General features: G+C 47.9%; 12 protein-coding genes. 9 read left to right on the forward strand and 3 right to left on the reverse strand.

What is annotated here, in order from left to right; translation table 11 throughout:
* The first annotated feature begins 3 nt into the window (after nucleotides 1-3).
* From ACJMM4_RS07150 to ACJMM4_RS07190, 9 genes are all read left to right on the forward strand, one after another.
* Nucleotides 4-1,101: a S1C family serine protease gene (locus ACJMM4_RS07150; protein WP_405383805.1), complete on the forward strand. Its 1,098-nt coding sequence runs from the start codon at nucleotides 4-6 to the stop codon at nucleotides 1,099-1,101.
* Nucleotides 1,098-1,577 (forward strand): 23S rRNA (pseudouridine(1915)-N(3))-methyltransferase RlmH, encoded by a 480-nt coding sequence (rlmH, locus tag ACJMM4_RS07155; RefSeq protein ID WP_405378185.1) that lies wholly within the window; start codon nucleotides 1,098-1,100, stop codon nucleotides 1,575-1,577. The genes ACJMM4_RS07150 and rlmH overlap by 4 nt, the downstream gene beginning before the upstream one ends.
* A 106-nt stretch (nucleotides 1,578-1,683) precedes the next feature.
* Complete coding sequence (locus tag ACJMM4_RS07160) at nucleotides 1,684-2,127, forward strand: GtrA family protein (protein WP_405378183.1); 444 nt, start codon at nucleotides 1,684-1,686, stop codon at nucleotides 2,125-2,127.
* Nucleotide 2,128: 1 nt separating this feature from the next.
* On the forward strand, nucleotides 2,129-3,070 hold the full coding sequence (locus tag ACJMM4_RS07165) for a diacylglycerol/lipid kinase family protein (protein WP_405378181.1): 942 nt from the start codon (nucleotides 2,129-2,131) through the stop codon (nucleotides 3,068-3,070).
* Between the two features lie 16 nt (nucleotides 3,071-3,086).
* Entirely contained in the window at nucleotides 3,087-5,111 is a 2,025-nt protein-coding gene (locus ACJMM4_RS07170; RefSeq protein WP_405378179.1) for an LTA synthase family protein, read from the forward strand.
* 91 nt (nucleotides 5,112-5,202) lie between these two features.
* Nucleotides 5,203-6,459, forward strand: a complete 1,257-nt coding sequence (dcuC, locus tag ACJMM4_RS07175) for a C4-dicarboxylate transporter DcuC (protein ID WP_405378177.1) — start codon at nucleotides 5,203-5,205, stop codon at nucleotides 6,457-6,459.
* 334 nt (nucleotides 6,460-6,793) lie between these two features.
* Nucleotides 6,794-7,582: an MBL fold metallo-hydrolase gene (locus ACJMM4_RS07180; RefSeq protein WP_405378175.1), complete on the forward strand. Its 789-nt coding sequence runs from the start codon at nucleotides 6,794-6,796 to the stop codon at nucleotides 7,580-7,582.
* A 7-nt stretch (nucleotides 7,583-7,589) separates the two neighbouring features.
* The gene (locus tag ACJMM4_RS07185) at nucleotides 7,590-9,845 is read left to right on the forward strand and encodes a heavy metal translocating P-type ATPase (protein WP_405383761.1); all 2,256 of its coding nucleotides are present in this window, start codon (nucleotides 7,590-7,592) and stop codon (nucleotides 9,843-9,845) included.
* A gap of 27 nt (nucleotides 9,846-9,872) precedes the next feature.
* Nucleotides 9,873-10,079, forward strand: coding sequence for a heavy-metal-associated domain-containing protein (locus ACJMM4_RS07190; protein WP_405378171.1), 207 nt, complete (start codon nucleotides 9,873-9,875; stop codon nucleotides 10,077-10,079).
* Nucleotides 10,080-10,317: 238 nt separating this feature from the next.
* Here ACJMM4_RS07190 and ACJMM4_RS07195 read toward each other — a convergent pair whose 3' ends face one another.
* From ACJMM4_RS07195 to ACJMM4_RS07205, 3 genes are all read right to left on the reverse strand, one after another.
* Nucleotides 10,318-11,664, reverse strand: a complete 1,347-nt coding sequence (locus ACJMM4_RS07195; protein ID WP_405383763.1) for an MATE family efflux transporter — start codon at nucleotides 11,662-11,664, stop codon at nucleotides 10,318-10,320.
* 109 nt (nucleotides 11,665-11,773) lie between these two features.
* Nucleotides 11,774-12,538 (reverse strand): fumarylacetoacetate hydrolase family protein, encoded by a 765-nt coding sequence (locus ACJMM4_RS07200; protein WP_405378167.1) that lies wholly within the window; start codon nucleotides 12,536-12,538, stop codon nucleotides 11,774-11,776.
* Nucleotides 12,535-13,323 carry a PHP domain-containing protein gene (locus tag ACJMM4_RS07205; protein ID WP_405378165.1) on the reverse strand — a complete coding sequence of 263 codons (789 nt, stop codon included), beginning with the start codon at nucleotides 13,321-13,323 and terminating at the stop codon, nucleotides 12,535-12,537. The genes ACJMM4_RS07200 and ACJMM4_RS07205 overlap by 4 nt, the downstream gene beginning before the upstream one ends.
* Between the last annotated feature and the right edge of the window lie 8 nt (nucleotides 13,324-13,331).

Consider the following 13,331-nt stretch of genomic DNA (forward strand, 5'->3'; position numbering starts at 1 on the left):
ATGATGCAAAAAAATATGTGGAAAAAAGGAATGAATATCTTCCTGTGCGGCTTGCTAGGCGCAGCCGTGCTGATGGCAGGCTGTGGCGACAAAAAGACAGCGGCCGCTGTAGCGGAGAAACCTGCTAAGCAGGAACAGCAGTTGAGCTCTGCCCGCAATACTCCCATTGTGGCAGCAGCAAAGAAAGTGGGTCCTGCGGTAGTAGGTATTACCAATAAGGCTTATGTACGTAACTTTTGGACTAACCAAGTCAAATTGACGGAACGTGGCACAGGCAGCGGCGTTATTTATGACAAGGCAGGCTATATCGCTACTAATAACCATGTAGTAGAAGGTGCTTCCGAGATTATTGTCAGTCTGCCTGACGGACGTAGTGTAAAGGGCAAAGTTCTGGGTGCTGACGCAGCTACGGATTTGGCAGTGGTAAAAATTGATGCGAATAATCTGACTGTGGCTGAATTCGGTGACAGCGATACTTTGCAGGTAGGCGAGCCTGCTATTGCTATTGGCAACCCCTTGGGCTTGGAGTTCCGTGGCAGCGTTACCGCCGGCGTAATCAGTGCTTTGAACCGCAGCATTGAAATTGGCGAACGTAAATATAATCTGATTCAGACGGATGCAGCTATTAACCCCGGTAACAGTGGTGGTGCACTCGTAAACGCAGATGGCGAAGTTGTAGGCATCAACAGTGCGAAAATTGCTGTTAGCGGTGTCGAAGGCATTGGCTTTGCTATTCCTGTGAACGCTGCCCGCCCCATTTTGAAGGAGTTGTCCGAACGTGGTAAAGTTGCCCGTCCATATCTTGGTATTTCCATGATGGATAAAGATATTGCTGCCCGCTATGGCTTTGAAGGCGATTTCCACAACGGTATTATGGTGGTGAAGGTTGTTCCTAACAGTCCTGCCGCTAATGCCGGTATTAATGCGTGGGATATTATCCTCAACTTCAACGGTAAACGCGTAAAAACTGCTAAGGAGCTGCGCCAATTGGTTTCCGAGTGCAAAGTTGGGGAAAATATTGATGTGGTGATTATGCGCGGTGGTTCTACTCAAACTGTAACTATTAAATTGGCGGAAGTTCCTGAGGAGTATGGCAATTGAAGATAACTATTGCTTGCGTAGGCAAGATTAAAGAAAAATATCTGACGGCAGGTATTGAGGAATTTACTAAAAGGCTGACTCCTTTCTGTAAGCTGGAAACAGTTGCCATTAACGAAGAAAAGATGCCTGATAATCCTGCGCCTGCAGAAAAGCAGCAGGTGCTGGAAAAGGAAACCCAGCGTTTGCTGGCGGTGATTCCTGCTAATTCCTATGTTATTCTGCTAGATGTAATCGGCAAACAACTTTCATCTCCAGAGCTGGCGGCGAAAATGGATAGTTTGGCTTTGAGCGGTAATAGTCATATAACTTTTGTTATTGGTGGTGCTTTTGGCTATACGGACGCATTACGCAAACGTGCGGACTTGGCTTTGAGCTTCTCTAAAATGACCTTTACCCACCAAATGATCCGCTTGCTTTTGGTAGAGCAAATCTACCGTGCCTTTAAAATCAGCCGCGGGGAAAAGTATCACTGGTAAAAAGTTAACACTACAAAAGTGGAACGAGGCTGAATAATATTTTTTCATGTAAACTCCGCGTAAAGTGTGGTATAATGTACTATCATGCTTTAGGTGGAGTTTATTTATGCGGAGAAAAGTTTTATTTGGCATTGATTATACGGACAGCGAAGTGATTAAGCTGGTGTTGTACCTGTTCGTAGGCGGTACGGCGGCATTGGTGGAATGGGGCTTGTTCTACATCTTCCTGCATTATCTTTTAGCAGGCTTAGGGTTGGGTATCACTTCCTTGTCCATGCTGTGCACCTCTTTAGCTTTCTGCCTATCCACGCTCTACCATTATTTTTTAGGCAATGTGCTTGTTTTTGACAGTGGCAGCCGTTATGAGCGGGGCAAGGAATTGACATTGGTCTTTGCCGTAAGCATTATGGGCTTGGTCTTTAACCTGCTATTGATGTATATTTTTGTAAGCCTTTTAGGATGGGAACCCATGCTTTCCAAAGTGCTTACTAGTTGTATCGTAGTCGTATGGAACTACCTTTCTCGTAAGAAATGGATTTTTAGGAGTTAGAATGGCCATTAATTATATTGACGTAGGTGAATTTAAAAAAGTAGTCTTAGTTTATAACCGTAATTCCGGCAAGCAGCTTTTCGCCAGCATGATGGCAAGAGTGAATGAAGTCTTCAAACGCTTGAAGGATGTTTATGGTAGCAAAAAAACGGAAATGATCGATATTAGATATTTTGATGATATTCCTGACATTGCGCAAAAGCTGAAGGATGAGCAGGTGGATTGGTTGATCATCGCCGGTGGTGACGGTACCATTCGCGCTTTGATCGAACAGCTTGCCAACAGAAGCTATATGCCCTATATCAGCGTTTTCCCTGCAGGCACGGTCAATCTGGTAGCCAAAGAACTCTTGGTGAGCAATGATCCTGCTAAATGGATTAAGCGGGTGCTGAAGGGTGTAGAAACGCCTGTGTACTTGGGCAGAGCTAACGGCCACGTCTTTTTGACGGTAGCAGGCATCGGCTTTGACTCTTTGGTAGTGGATAGCGTATCCGAGAAGGAAAAGAAGCTTTTGAACAAACTCGCCTACGTGTGGCAGGGGACGGAACTGATGCGTAAAGAACTGCTCTTTAGCAACTGGCGCTACCGTTTCCAAGTGCGCTTTGACGAGGAAACGGAATGGCACGAGGCCTCTTCCGTCATTGTGGGCAAAAGCAGATACTACGCAGGCCGCTACAATTTATTCAGCGAAGCGAACCTGTCTTCCCCCATGCTCCATGTGGCGCTCTTTACAGGCTATGGCCGTGCAGATTTTATCCGCTATGCAACCTGCATTGCTTTGGAAGCGTTGAACTTGGACAAGGATATCATCGTTCGCAAAGCCAAAAAGTTGGAAATTCGCTGTAATGAAGAAAACTTTGCTGCCGAGCTGGATGGCGATGCCATTACTACTGCTCCGCTGGCAATTGAATTAGAACCTGTGCCTGTGAGATTCTTGGCATAAACTAGGGTGATATGAAGTGGGATTGAAAACAACCTATCTGCTCTTTGTCTTGGTGGCGGGGGCAGTGGAGGGATATTTAGCCTACAGTGGTTTTGCAGGCATGGATCCCTTTCCTTATGAGGAGTTTTATTTTAAATTAATAGACCATCTTTTGCGGGACTGCCTTTTAGGTGCTGTAGCATGGGTAGGCTGGTTCCGCCGTAACCGCGTGCCGGACAGGGTGCGCCGTTACTTCCCGGTGGTAGTAGTGGGCGTGCTGTATGTGGCAGTGGCTTGCTTTATGGTACATCAGCTAAGCTTGGACAAAGGCTTGCAGACTACCCTGAGCATTTTGGCAGGTATTAACAATAATATTCTGTTGCTTTTGGTTACGGCAATGTGCTACCATAAATGGCCCAATATGCTGATGAAGTTTATTTACTTCGTCATGTATATGTTTACGGCGCTGACGCTGATTTTTGACGCTTTTTATTTTTGGCAGACTTCCATGCACGTGGAAAGCGTGCTTTTCCAAAATCTCAATATTTACGCAGTTAAAGGCATATTTGCTACCATGGACAATAAGCTGATTGCCGCTATTATTGGTGCAGTAGCAATTATTTTGTTGTTGTTCCGTGTGTCCAAACCCGGGCGGAGAAAACCCAACTTCGCTTGGTCTTTGTTATGCGTAGCCATGTTTTCCATTGGCTTGAACCTAACGGACCGCGTATTGGGGGCGCTAGGAATGTACGGCGTGGAAAACCTCATAGGTATGTACGTGGAGATTGAAAACGAAAAAACACGTATGACCTACCGCAATATGCTTTCCGTGCCTATTAATGTCAACTTTTTGAGTAAAGCACTTTTTGATACGGATAAGCTGGCAGGCGCCCAACATGTGGAGATGCGGGAACTGACGGAGAAGGACAAGACAGTTTTAGCTAAGCTAGGCATTCCTGAGCCTAAGGCAGCGGTGGAGAAGACTGCACCGCAATATGATAAGATTGTCATGCTGGTTTTGGAATCCATGCATCGCGATTATATTAACTACTACAACGAAAATATTCCCGAAAAGGCTACGCCTTTTTTGAACAGCTTGGTCATCCGCTATCCCCATCTGAATAGGTATTATTCTTCCGCAGTGCCTACTACCCAAGGCTTGAATGCTACCTTCCGTTCCCATGTGATTATGGATAAGGATGTACCGGGCAAGCTGAATCCTTCTCTCTTCCGCAGTGTGCAGGAGCAGGGAATGCGGGGCATCTTTATGAATGCTTCCAGTCAGTATTATGCCAACGAACTGCGGGAATACCCTGACCAGTTTGGCATGAAGGAATATTATGCTAAAGAATATTTAGAAACCCAAGGATACACCGGTGCCAGCGGTTGGGGCTTCCACAACGACGTTATGTATGAGGAAACCTTGCGGATGTTGGAGCGTGGCAAAGGCGACAGAATGTTGCTGGTAACGAAGACACTGGATATGCATCAGCCCTATCCTTATACAGGCTACAGCTGGAGCGAAATGCCTGAAGGCGTACGTGATAATCCCAACGCTACGGTTCGCGGGGTGTACTGGGTGGATAAAACCTTGGAGCACTTCTTTAAGGAAGCGGAAAAACGCGGCCTTATGGACGAACGGACTTTGTTCATCATTACCAGCGACCACAATCCCCATAGTGGTGGCGAGTACACCAAATTGGTGACTAAAGCCAATGATAAGCTGAGTATTGCACCTATTCCTTTGATTTTTGTCAGCAAAAACCTGCGTCCTTTGGATGGGCTGCGTACTAACCAGTATGCCTCCCAAATTGATTTGGCGCCGACACTGCTGCATCTTTTAGGTATAGATGTACCGGAGAAGTTTATGGGACGTAATCTGCTGCAGTACACAGCAAAACCCTACGCTTTGGGCTATTTTGGCGGCAAAGCTTTTTATTGGTCGGCAGAGCGCCATTTTGTAGACCAAATGGATAAGCCCGTACCCGATAGCGAATACGAAGATGCTTTGAGCAACTACATTATCCATTACTATGGCTTGTGGCATCAAGGAAAAGAATAATGTATACAATACCGCTAGGACTGTAATCCTAGCGGTTTTTGTTTTATAATATAATGTACCAAAAATTTTGGAATGTAATGGAGGGTTTTATATGTTTTTGATGATTGGTGCCCTTGTTGTTTTGGGCGTAATCTGGCTGCTGTTGAAACGCCATGAATCTCGCATGGTGCTGATTGCAGCAGGTATTTTGATGTGTATTATTGCCGGTAAGCCGATGGCTTCCTTGGATGCTTTTGCTAAGAGCATGACCAACGCAGGTTTGATTACTTCTGTTTGCTCCTGCATGGGCTTTGCATGGTGCATGAAATACACTGAATGTGACAAGCATTTGGTTGTTGCGATTGGTAAAGTGCTGAAGAAAATGGGTTTCCTGCTCATCCCCGGTGCTACCTTGGCAACCTTCGTTGTTAATATCGCTATCCCCAGTGCTGCAGGCTGCAGTGCTGCTGTAGGCGTTATCTTCATCCCCATTCTGATGGCTGCAGGTATTCATCCTGCAATGGCTGCTGCTGCTGTTAAGTCCGGTACTTATGGCAGTATGCTGAACCCCGGCCTGGTGCACAACGGCGTTATTGCTAAATTGGCAGGCACCCAAATTACCGACGTTATCGGTAACCACATGATGGCTACTGTTGCCGGCGTACTGGTTGCTGCTGCTGTGTTGACCGTAGTTGCTATCGTACTGAAAGAAAACAAAGGCTATGTTCCTGAAGGCGGCGTAATGGAAGAAGAAAACTTCTCTATCAACCCCTTGTATGCAGTTATGCCTCTGGTTCCTGTAATTATCCTGCTGTTGGGTGCTACTAAAGTTGTTCCCGCGCTGAAAATGGGCGTTCCCCATGCAATGGTTATTGGTGCTATCCTGGCTTTGGCTGCAACCCGCAAGAGCCCTGTAGAACTGACTAAGAGCTTCTTCAACGGCATGGGCGATGCTTATGCTAACATTATCGGCATCATCATCTCCGTTGGCGTTTTCGTAGCTGGTTTGAACGCGCTGGGCCTGATCAAAGCTTTGATTGCTTGGATGCTGAACTCCACCGGTATCGTTAAGATTGCTGCTACCTTTGGTCCTTTCCTGCTGGCCCTCATCTCCGGTTCCGGTGATGCTGCAACCGTTGCTTTCAACGAAGCAGTTACTCCCCATGCCGCAGAATTTGGCATTGCAACCATGAACATGGGCTCCATTGCTGCTTTGGGTGGTACCTTAGGTCGTACCATTTCCCCGATTGCAGGTGCAACCATTATCTGCGCAGGCATTGCAGGCGTAGATCCTATGGAAGTTTGCAAACGTAATGCTCTGGGTATTGTTTGCGCACTGCTGGTTGGCATGGTTCTGCTGCTCTTCTGATAAAATAAAAAACATTAAGGCTGTGGCTGTAAGGTCACAGCCTTTTTTGTATTTCAGTGCAGAAAGTCGGCAAAAATCACAAGTTTTTGCACTGAAGTGCAGAAACTTGCAATTCACCAACTAGCTAAGCAATGGTAACTTTCTTTGTAGAAAAAGGAAGAATTAACTTCACGTTTCGGCTAATCTCTAATCAGAATATGAATTGGCCGAAAAATCGTTGACTCACTACGCCTGCTATTGCAAAACAGTTTGCCAAGGCTAACTTTGTGGAGTATAATATAGGCAAGATTGATACGTGCTGAATTTTGTTCGGCGCTAGGAAAGGAGTACGACAATGAAGATTTATACTCTGATGGAAAATACAGCTTGCGAGGAGCGTTTTTGCTGCGAACATGGCTTGAGCCTATACATAGAAACTAAAAATCACAAGATTCTTTTTGACACCGGTGCAGGCGCTGCCTTTGCAGAAAATGCTGCCGCCTTGGGTGTGGATTTGGCAGCGGTGGATGTGTGCATCATTTCCCATGGGCATAACGACCACGGCGGTGGTCTGGCTAAGTTTTTGGAAATGAACAAGACTGCGCCGATTTATATCAGCCGTTATGGCTTTGAACGCCATTTCGCCGGTAGCGACAGGGAAATCAGCATTCCTGCAGCTTTGCAGGAGAGCGGACGTTTTGTCTTAGTAGGCGACTATCTCAAGCTCGATGACGAATTGGAGCTGTGCAGCTGTAATGATAAGCTTGCCAAACATTTTGCCGATAGCTTTGGTTTGAATATGCTGCAGGATGGCAAGTTGCTGCCTGACGACTTCCGCCACGAGCAGTATCTGCTTATTCACGAGGGTGGGAAGAAGATACTTTGCAGCGGCTGCTCCCACAAGGGCATTTTAAACTTGATGGAATGGTTGCAGCCCGATGTGTGCATCGGCGGTTTCCACTTTATGAAGTTGGCTACGGAAGGTGCGGACAAGGCGGTGCTGGACGAAGCTGCTGCGGAGCTGGATAGTCTGCCTGCAGAATATTACACCTGTCATTGCACAGGCGAAGAACAGTATGCTTATCTCAAACAGCGGATGAACAAACTTCATTACTTGGCAGCAGGTGCTGTAGTCGAGGTTTAGAAATTTTATGCGTAAGGAAATTTTGCAGATTACCGGGATGAGCTGCAGCGCTTGTAGTGCCCGTATTGAAAAAGTAGTGGGCAAAATGGCAGGTGTGCAGCAGATTGCCGTAAATCTTTTAGCCAATAAGGCTGTAGTTGAATACGATGAAACTGTGGTAGATTTAGAAGCTATCTGCAGTCGTATAGCCAAACTGGGCTTTGGTGCTGCTCCCCAAGCTCAAATTACTGCACCGACGGCTAAGGCGGTGGACACAGCTGCCGGCGAGCTGGCGGAAATGCGCCAACGCCTGCTGCTTTCCCTGCTGTTCACCCTGCCTTTGTTCTACCTGCACATGGGGCATCTATACCATTGGCCTCTGCCTTGGTTCGTTCAAGGACAGGAGAATATGCTGATTACGGCTCTTTTACAAATGTTGTGCTGCGTGCCCGTGGTGGGGGCAGGGCGCAAGTACTTTGTCCACGGTATCAAGAACTTGTGTAACGGCGCACCCAATATGGATTCCTTAATTGCCATTGGCAGTGGCGCGTCCTTCCTCTATGGTCTTTATGCAGTTTTTGGCTTGGCTTATGCGTTCGGTCATGGGCGGTTGGATTTGTTGCAAGGGTTCCACGATGCATTGTACTTTGAATCGGCAGCCATGATTCTGACGTTGATTACCTTGGGCAAATTCCTAGAGGCGCGGGCTAAAAGCCATACTTCCGACGCCATTACGGCGCTCCTAAAGCTGACGCCGCCGATGGCGCTAGTGGAACGCCATGGGGTGCAGGGGGAACTGCCTGTGCCCGAAGTGGTGGCAGGGGACATCTTGATTGTAAAAACAGGAGCGGCGGTGCCTGTGGACGGGGTGCTTGTGGAAGGCAGCGGTGCTGTGGACGAAAGCGCTCTGACCGGTGAAAGCATTCCTGTGGACAAGGTATGCGGTGACAAGGTAACAGGCGGTACCATTAATAAAAGCGGTTATTTTAAAATGCAGGCTACTGCTGTAGGCGGCGACACTACTTTGGCGAAAATTGTTGCTCTAGTGGAGGATGCTACGGCATCCAAGGCGCCTATTGCGAAGTTAGCAGATAAGATTAGCGGTGTGTTCGTGCCTGTGGTTATTACCTTGGCGGTAGTAGCAGGGTGCGGATGGTTGGCTCTGGGCGCAGGCTATCACTTTGCTTTGACGATTGCTGTTTCCGTACTGGTTATTTCCTGTCCCTGCGCCTTGGGACTGGCTACGCCCACTGCCATTATGGTTGGCACAGGGCGCGGCGCCAAGCAGGGCATTCTAATCAAGTCTGCTGCAGCGCTAGAAACGGCGCATAATGTGGATACGGTTATCCTAGATAAAACGGGTACCGTTACGGAAGGCAAGCCTGTAGTGACGGATATTTTGCCTTGGGGCGACGTAACTAGGGAAGAACTGTTGACTGCGGCCGCTGCTTTGGAAAAGTTGTCCGAGCATCCTTTGGGGCAGGCAGTGGTGGCTGCGGCGGCAGAGTTAGAGCTGCCTGTGGCCGAAGGGTACCGACAACTGCCCGGGCGTGGCCTTACAGGCGTTATTGACGGCGTTACTTATGTTGCAGGCAATCTGCAGCTGATGGCGGAGCAAGGTGTAGCTGTGGAGCCTATCCAAAGGCATCACGAAACTTTGGCGCAGGCAGGCAAAACGCCTTTGTATTTTGCTCGTGGCAAGGAGCTTTTGGGTATTATTGCCGTAGCCGATACAGTTAAGCCCACTAGCAAGGGCGCCATTGCAAAATTAAAGGCGATGGGTTTGCGAGTGGTCATGCTCACAGGCGACAATGCTTTGACGGCGGAAGCTATCCGCAAGGAAACAGGCTTGGATGAGGCGGTGGCGCAGGTGCTGCCCCAGGATAAGGAGCAGCTGGTGCGCAAGCTGCAGGCAGAAGGGCACACTGTTGCCATGGTTGGCGATGGTACCAATGATGCTCCTGCTTTGGCAAGAGCCGATGTGGGCATTGCTATTGGCGCAGGCACGGATGTTGCCATTGAAGCGGCGGATATGGTGCTGATTAAAAGTGATTTGCTGGATGTGGAACGGGCGCTACAGTTAAGCCGTAAGGTAATGCTGAACATTAAGGAGAATTTGTTCTGGGCGTTTATTTATAATACCATTGGTATTCCGTTGGCTGCAGGGGTGTTTTTCCCTGCCTTTGGCTGGTTGTTGAATCCTATGCTGGCTGCGGCTGCTATGAGCTGCAGTTCTGTATCCGTAGTAACCAATGCCCTGCGTTTAAGGGCAGTAAAATTATAAATGATTAGATAAGGAGATGTTTTCTAAATGGTTAAAACTATTGCGATTGAAGGTATGCACTGCCAACACTGCGTACAAGCAGTAAATGAGGCACTGGCTGCGGTAGCAGGCGTTACTAGCGTGGCTGTTTCTTTGGAGCAGAACAACGCTGTGGTAAACGGCGAGAACTTGGATGACGCTGCTTTGAAGGAAGCAGTGGAGGACATGGGCTTTGACGTAACTGCTATTGCCTAAAAAAAGCGCAAAAAGGCTGGGACAGGTATCGTCATGTTGCCATATTCTTACTCACGTGCGATTTTTAACGCTCATTTCGTGCAGAATCACAACAAAGATTCGCGGCCGATCTTGTTCGAAAAACAAGTTATTCTCTGGTTCGCTTCACTTCGATGATTCTAAGCACTCATGAGCTAAAATCGCAATGATTCGTCTAGAAATATGGTAACGATGACTGGTTTTGTCCCAGCCTTTTCTTTTACAGTACAAGTTTGTTTTTGCGTTCCAAAAGTTTGATGAAGTAATGGTAGCTGACGAAGACGAAGATGGCGCAGCTAATCCAAGAAATAGGCTCTGCCAAGCAAACGCCCAAGAACCCTAAAATTTCACTGAGATAGATGGCTGCAAAGGAACGAGTAATCAATTCTACAATGCCTGAAAGCATAGGAATCATGCCTACGCCCATGCCTTGGCAGGCGTTGCGGTAAATAAAGATCTGCCCTAAGAAGAAGTAAGCAGGAACAGTGTAGAAAATATACATGTGGGCTGCTTCCATTACTACAGGGGAAGGATTGTCCAAGAAGATTTTAATAACGACTTCACCGAAGAAGAAGAGCAATATCGCCGCAGCGCAGCTGAAGCCTAAGAGCAGCAGGGAGCATTTGCGTACTGCTTCGCGAATGCGGTCAAAGCGGCGGGCACCGTAGTTTTGGGCGGTGAAGACCGCCATGGCGATGCCCATGGAAATCATGGGCTGCAAGGCAAGCTGTTCCACACGGATGGCAGTGGTGAAGCCGGCAATCTGTTCGCCACCGAATTTGTTGCAGACGGACTGCAGAATAATAATGCCTGTACCAAGAACGCTGAACTGTACTGCCATGGGCAGACCCATGCGCAGGTGCGCCCACAGTTCAGGCCAGTCCAGTTTGATATCCTTACGCTGCAGATGCAGTTGCGGGAAGCGCTTATAAATATAGGCAAGGCAGAGCACGGCAGATATTGCCTGGGCAATAACCAAGGCGATGGCACTGCCTGGGACGCCCCAGCCAAAGTAGAGAATGAAGACTAAGGCAAGAATAATATTAACGATGGAAGAAACAATCAAAAAATACAGAGGCGTTTTGCTATCGCCTAAAGAACGCATAACGCCGGAAAGCAGGTTGTAGCCCATCATGGCGAAAAGACCGTCGACAATGATCATGACGTAGGCTTTGGCATCAGCCAAAAGCTCTGCGGGGATGTTCATCAGCACCAGTACAGGGTCGATGACTAGATGCATAATGGCCATGATTAAAATCACAGCAAAGACGCTGAGTACGGAACAAGTGCCGATACTGCGGCGCATACCGTCCATATCGCCTGCCCCATAGCGTTGGCCTGTAACTACGGTGAATCCGTTGGAGAGACCGATGGTGAGCACCATGGTGAGCATAAACAAGGGGGATACAGCGCCTACGGCTGCCAAGGCTTCTACGCCGATGGTGCGACCGACAATAATAATGTCTGCAATATTATATAGTTGTTGGAAGACGTTGCCGATTAAAAGAGGTACCACGAAGGGTATCATCAGCTTTAAGGGAGCGCCTTCCGTCATATTTTTCAACATAGCATTAACCTCCTGTGACTCGTCAGTCACACTATAGCACAAAGAAATTTGCTTGTAAATAGAGAAAGCGCATGCGACCGCATGCGCTTTGCTTTCAATTTTGGAATAACTAGTTGCGAACTACTCGGTTAGTGATTTTACCGATACCTTCAATTTCTACAGTAACTTCGTCGCCTTCACCCATCAAGCCCGCACCTACGGGGGTACCGGTCAAAATCAAATCACCGGCATCAAGGGTAAAGCTTTTGGAAATATAGCTGAGGATTTCGTAAGGATTATAAATCATATCCTTAGTATTAGCGTCCTGTTTCAGTTCGCCGTTGAGCCACAGCTTGATTTGCAGTTCCGTGGGATCCAAATCTGTTTCCAGCCAAGGACCTAAGGGGCAGAAAGTGTCAAAGGATTTGCAGCGCAGCCATTGGCGTTCCTTCTTCTGTAAATCACGGGCGGTGATATCGTTGGCGCAAGTGTAACCCAAAATATATTTGTGGACATCTTTAGGTTCGACGTTCTTCATCTTCTTCTTGATGACAATGCCCAATTCTGCACCATAAGCCAATTCCTCTACCTGCTCCGGCCAAATGATGTTTTCACCTGTGCCGATAACGGTATGGGCTGCTTTAGCAAAAATGCTGGGCTCTTGGGGAATCTTGGCGCCACAGGCTTGGGCGTGCTTGCGGTAGTTGAAACTTACGCAGATAATTTGCGTAGGTACGCAGGGAGCCAGAAGGCGGATTTCGTTCATCGCATAGGTGTCGTCAGTAATCTGCCAAAAGGTTTGCAAAGAGCCTTGGACACGGCGGACGATATTGCCATCGATATAACCGATGCAGATGCGTCCGGTTCTTTTATCTTCAAAGCGTACACATTTCATTTGTCTACCTCCATAATCTTCATCTGTCTGCCAACAAAGTAAACAGGGGTCAAATCGCAAGCCTGAGCTAAGGACAGGGCTTCGTTTAAGCGCCTGCCTACGTGCTCCTTATAGTGGGCATCGCTGCCCAGGGTGCAGTATTTACCGCCCAATTGGCGATAGCGTTTATACAGGGGCAGAAGACCTGCTACCGCTGCGGCATCGTCCAAGCGGCGGGTGTTGATTTCAATGGGCTTTTCTTTGGCAATAAGCAGGTTAAACAGCTTATCGAAAAGTTCCGGCGCGTCTTCAAGGCGCAGTTCCCGTTCTGCGCCTGTGTAAGGCCAGTAGCGGCAGATATAGTCAATGTGGGCAAAGGCGTCAAAATCCCTATCCTGCTCCAAGCAGGTAATGGAATCGCCTAAGAATTCTTCCACGATTTGTTGACGGGTACGGCCTGCGTAACATTCAGGCTCGTATAAATCACGTCTGCCAATGCAGTGGATGGAGCCTAGCACGTAGTCGAAAACGTGGCTTTGGGCAATCTTTTTGTCTGCTGCGGCAGTGTGGGTCTGCATGCCGATCTCGATACCGATAAGCACTTTGTCGTTGCACAAAGGCTGCAGGCGGGAGAAGTAGTCGTCTATATCAAAAGTAAAAGCATCAGGATTAGTAGGATAGTCATAATCCCAATGTTCCGTAACTGTCATACCGATTTGAGCTTCCTTGGCAGCAGCAATGGCGTCAGCAAGCTGCATGTGGCTGTCACAGGAATAATCGCAATGCATATGAGTATCAAAAAGCATGCGTGCAC

The sequence above is a fragment of the Phascolarctobacterium sp. genome (genome assembly GCF_045124115.1).
Taxonomy (GTDB): domain Bacteria; phylum Bacillota; class Negativicutes; order Acidaminococcales; family Acidaminococcaceae; genus Phascolarctobacterium_A.

Bases quoted from the DNA above. Each gene is read 5' to 3' on its own strand.
- ACJMM4_RS07150 (WP_405383805.1), top strand. From the start codon at position 4: ATGCAAAAAAATATGTGGAAAAAAGGAATGAATATCTTCCTGTGCGGC.
- ACJMM4_RS07160 (WP_405378183.1), top strand. From the start codon at position 1,684: ATGCGGAGAAAAGTTTTATTTGGCATTGATTATACGGACAGCGAAGTG.
- ACJMM4_RS07165 (WP_405378181.1), top strand. From the start codon at position 2,129: ATGGCCATTAATTATATTGACGTAGGTGAATTTAAAAAAGTAGTCTTA.
- dcuC (WP_405378177.1), top strand. From the start codon at position 5,203: ATGTTTTTGATGATTGGTGCCCTTGTTGTTTTGGGCGTAATCTGGCTG.
- ACJMM4_RS07180 (WP_405378175.1), top strand. From the start codon at position 6,794: ATGAAGATTTATACTCTGATGGAAAATACAGCTTGCGAGGAGCGTTTT.
- ACJMM4_RS07185 (WP_405383761.1), top strand. From the start codon at position 7,590: ATGCGTAAGGAAATTTTGCAGATTACCGGGATGAGCTGCAGCGCTTGT.
- ACJMM4_RS07190 (WP_405378171.1), top strand. From the start codon at position 9,873: ATGGTTAAAACTATTGCGATTGAAGGTATGCACTGCCAACACTGCGTA.
- ACJMM4_RS07195 (WP_405383763.1), bottom strand. From the start codon at position 11,664: ATGTTGAAAAATATGACGGAAGGCGCTCCCTTAAAGCTGATGATACCC.
- ACJMM4_RS07200 (WP_405378167.1), bottom strand. From the start codon at position 12,538: ATGAAATGTGTACGCTTTGAAGATAAAAGAACCGGACGCATCTGCATC.
- ACJMM4_RS07205 (WP_405378165.1), bottom strand. From the start codon at position 13,323: ATGCTTTTTGATACTCATATGCATTGCGATTATTCCTGTGACAGCCAC.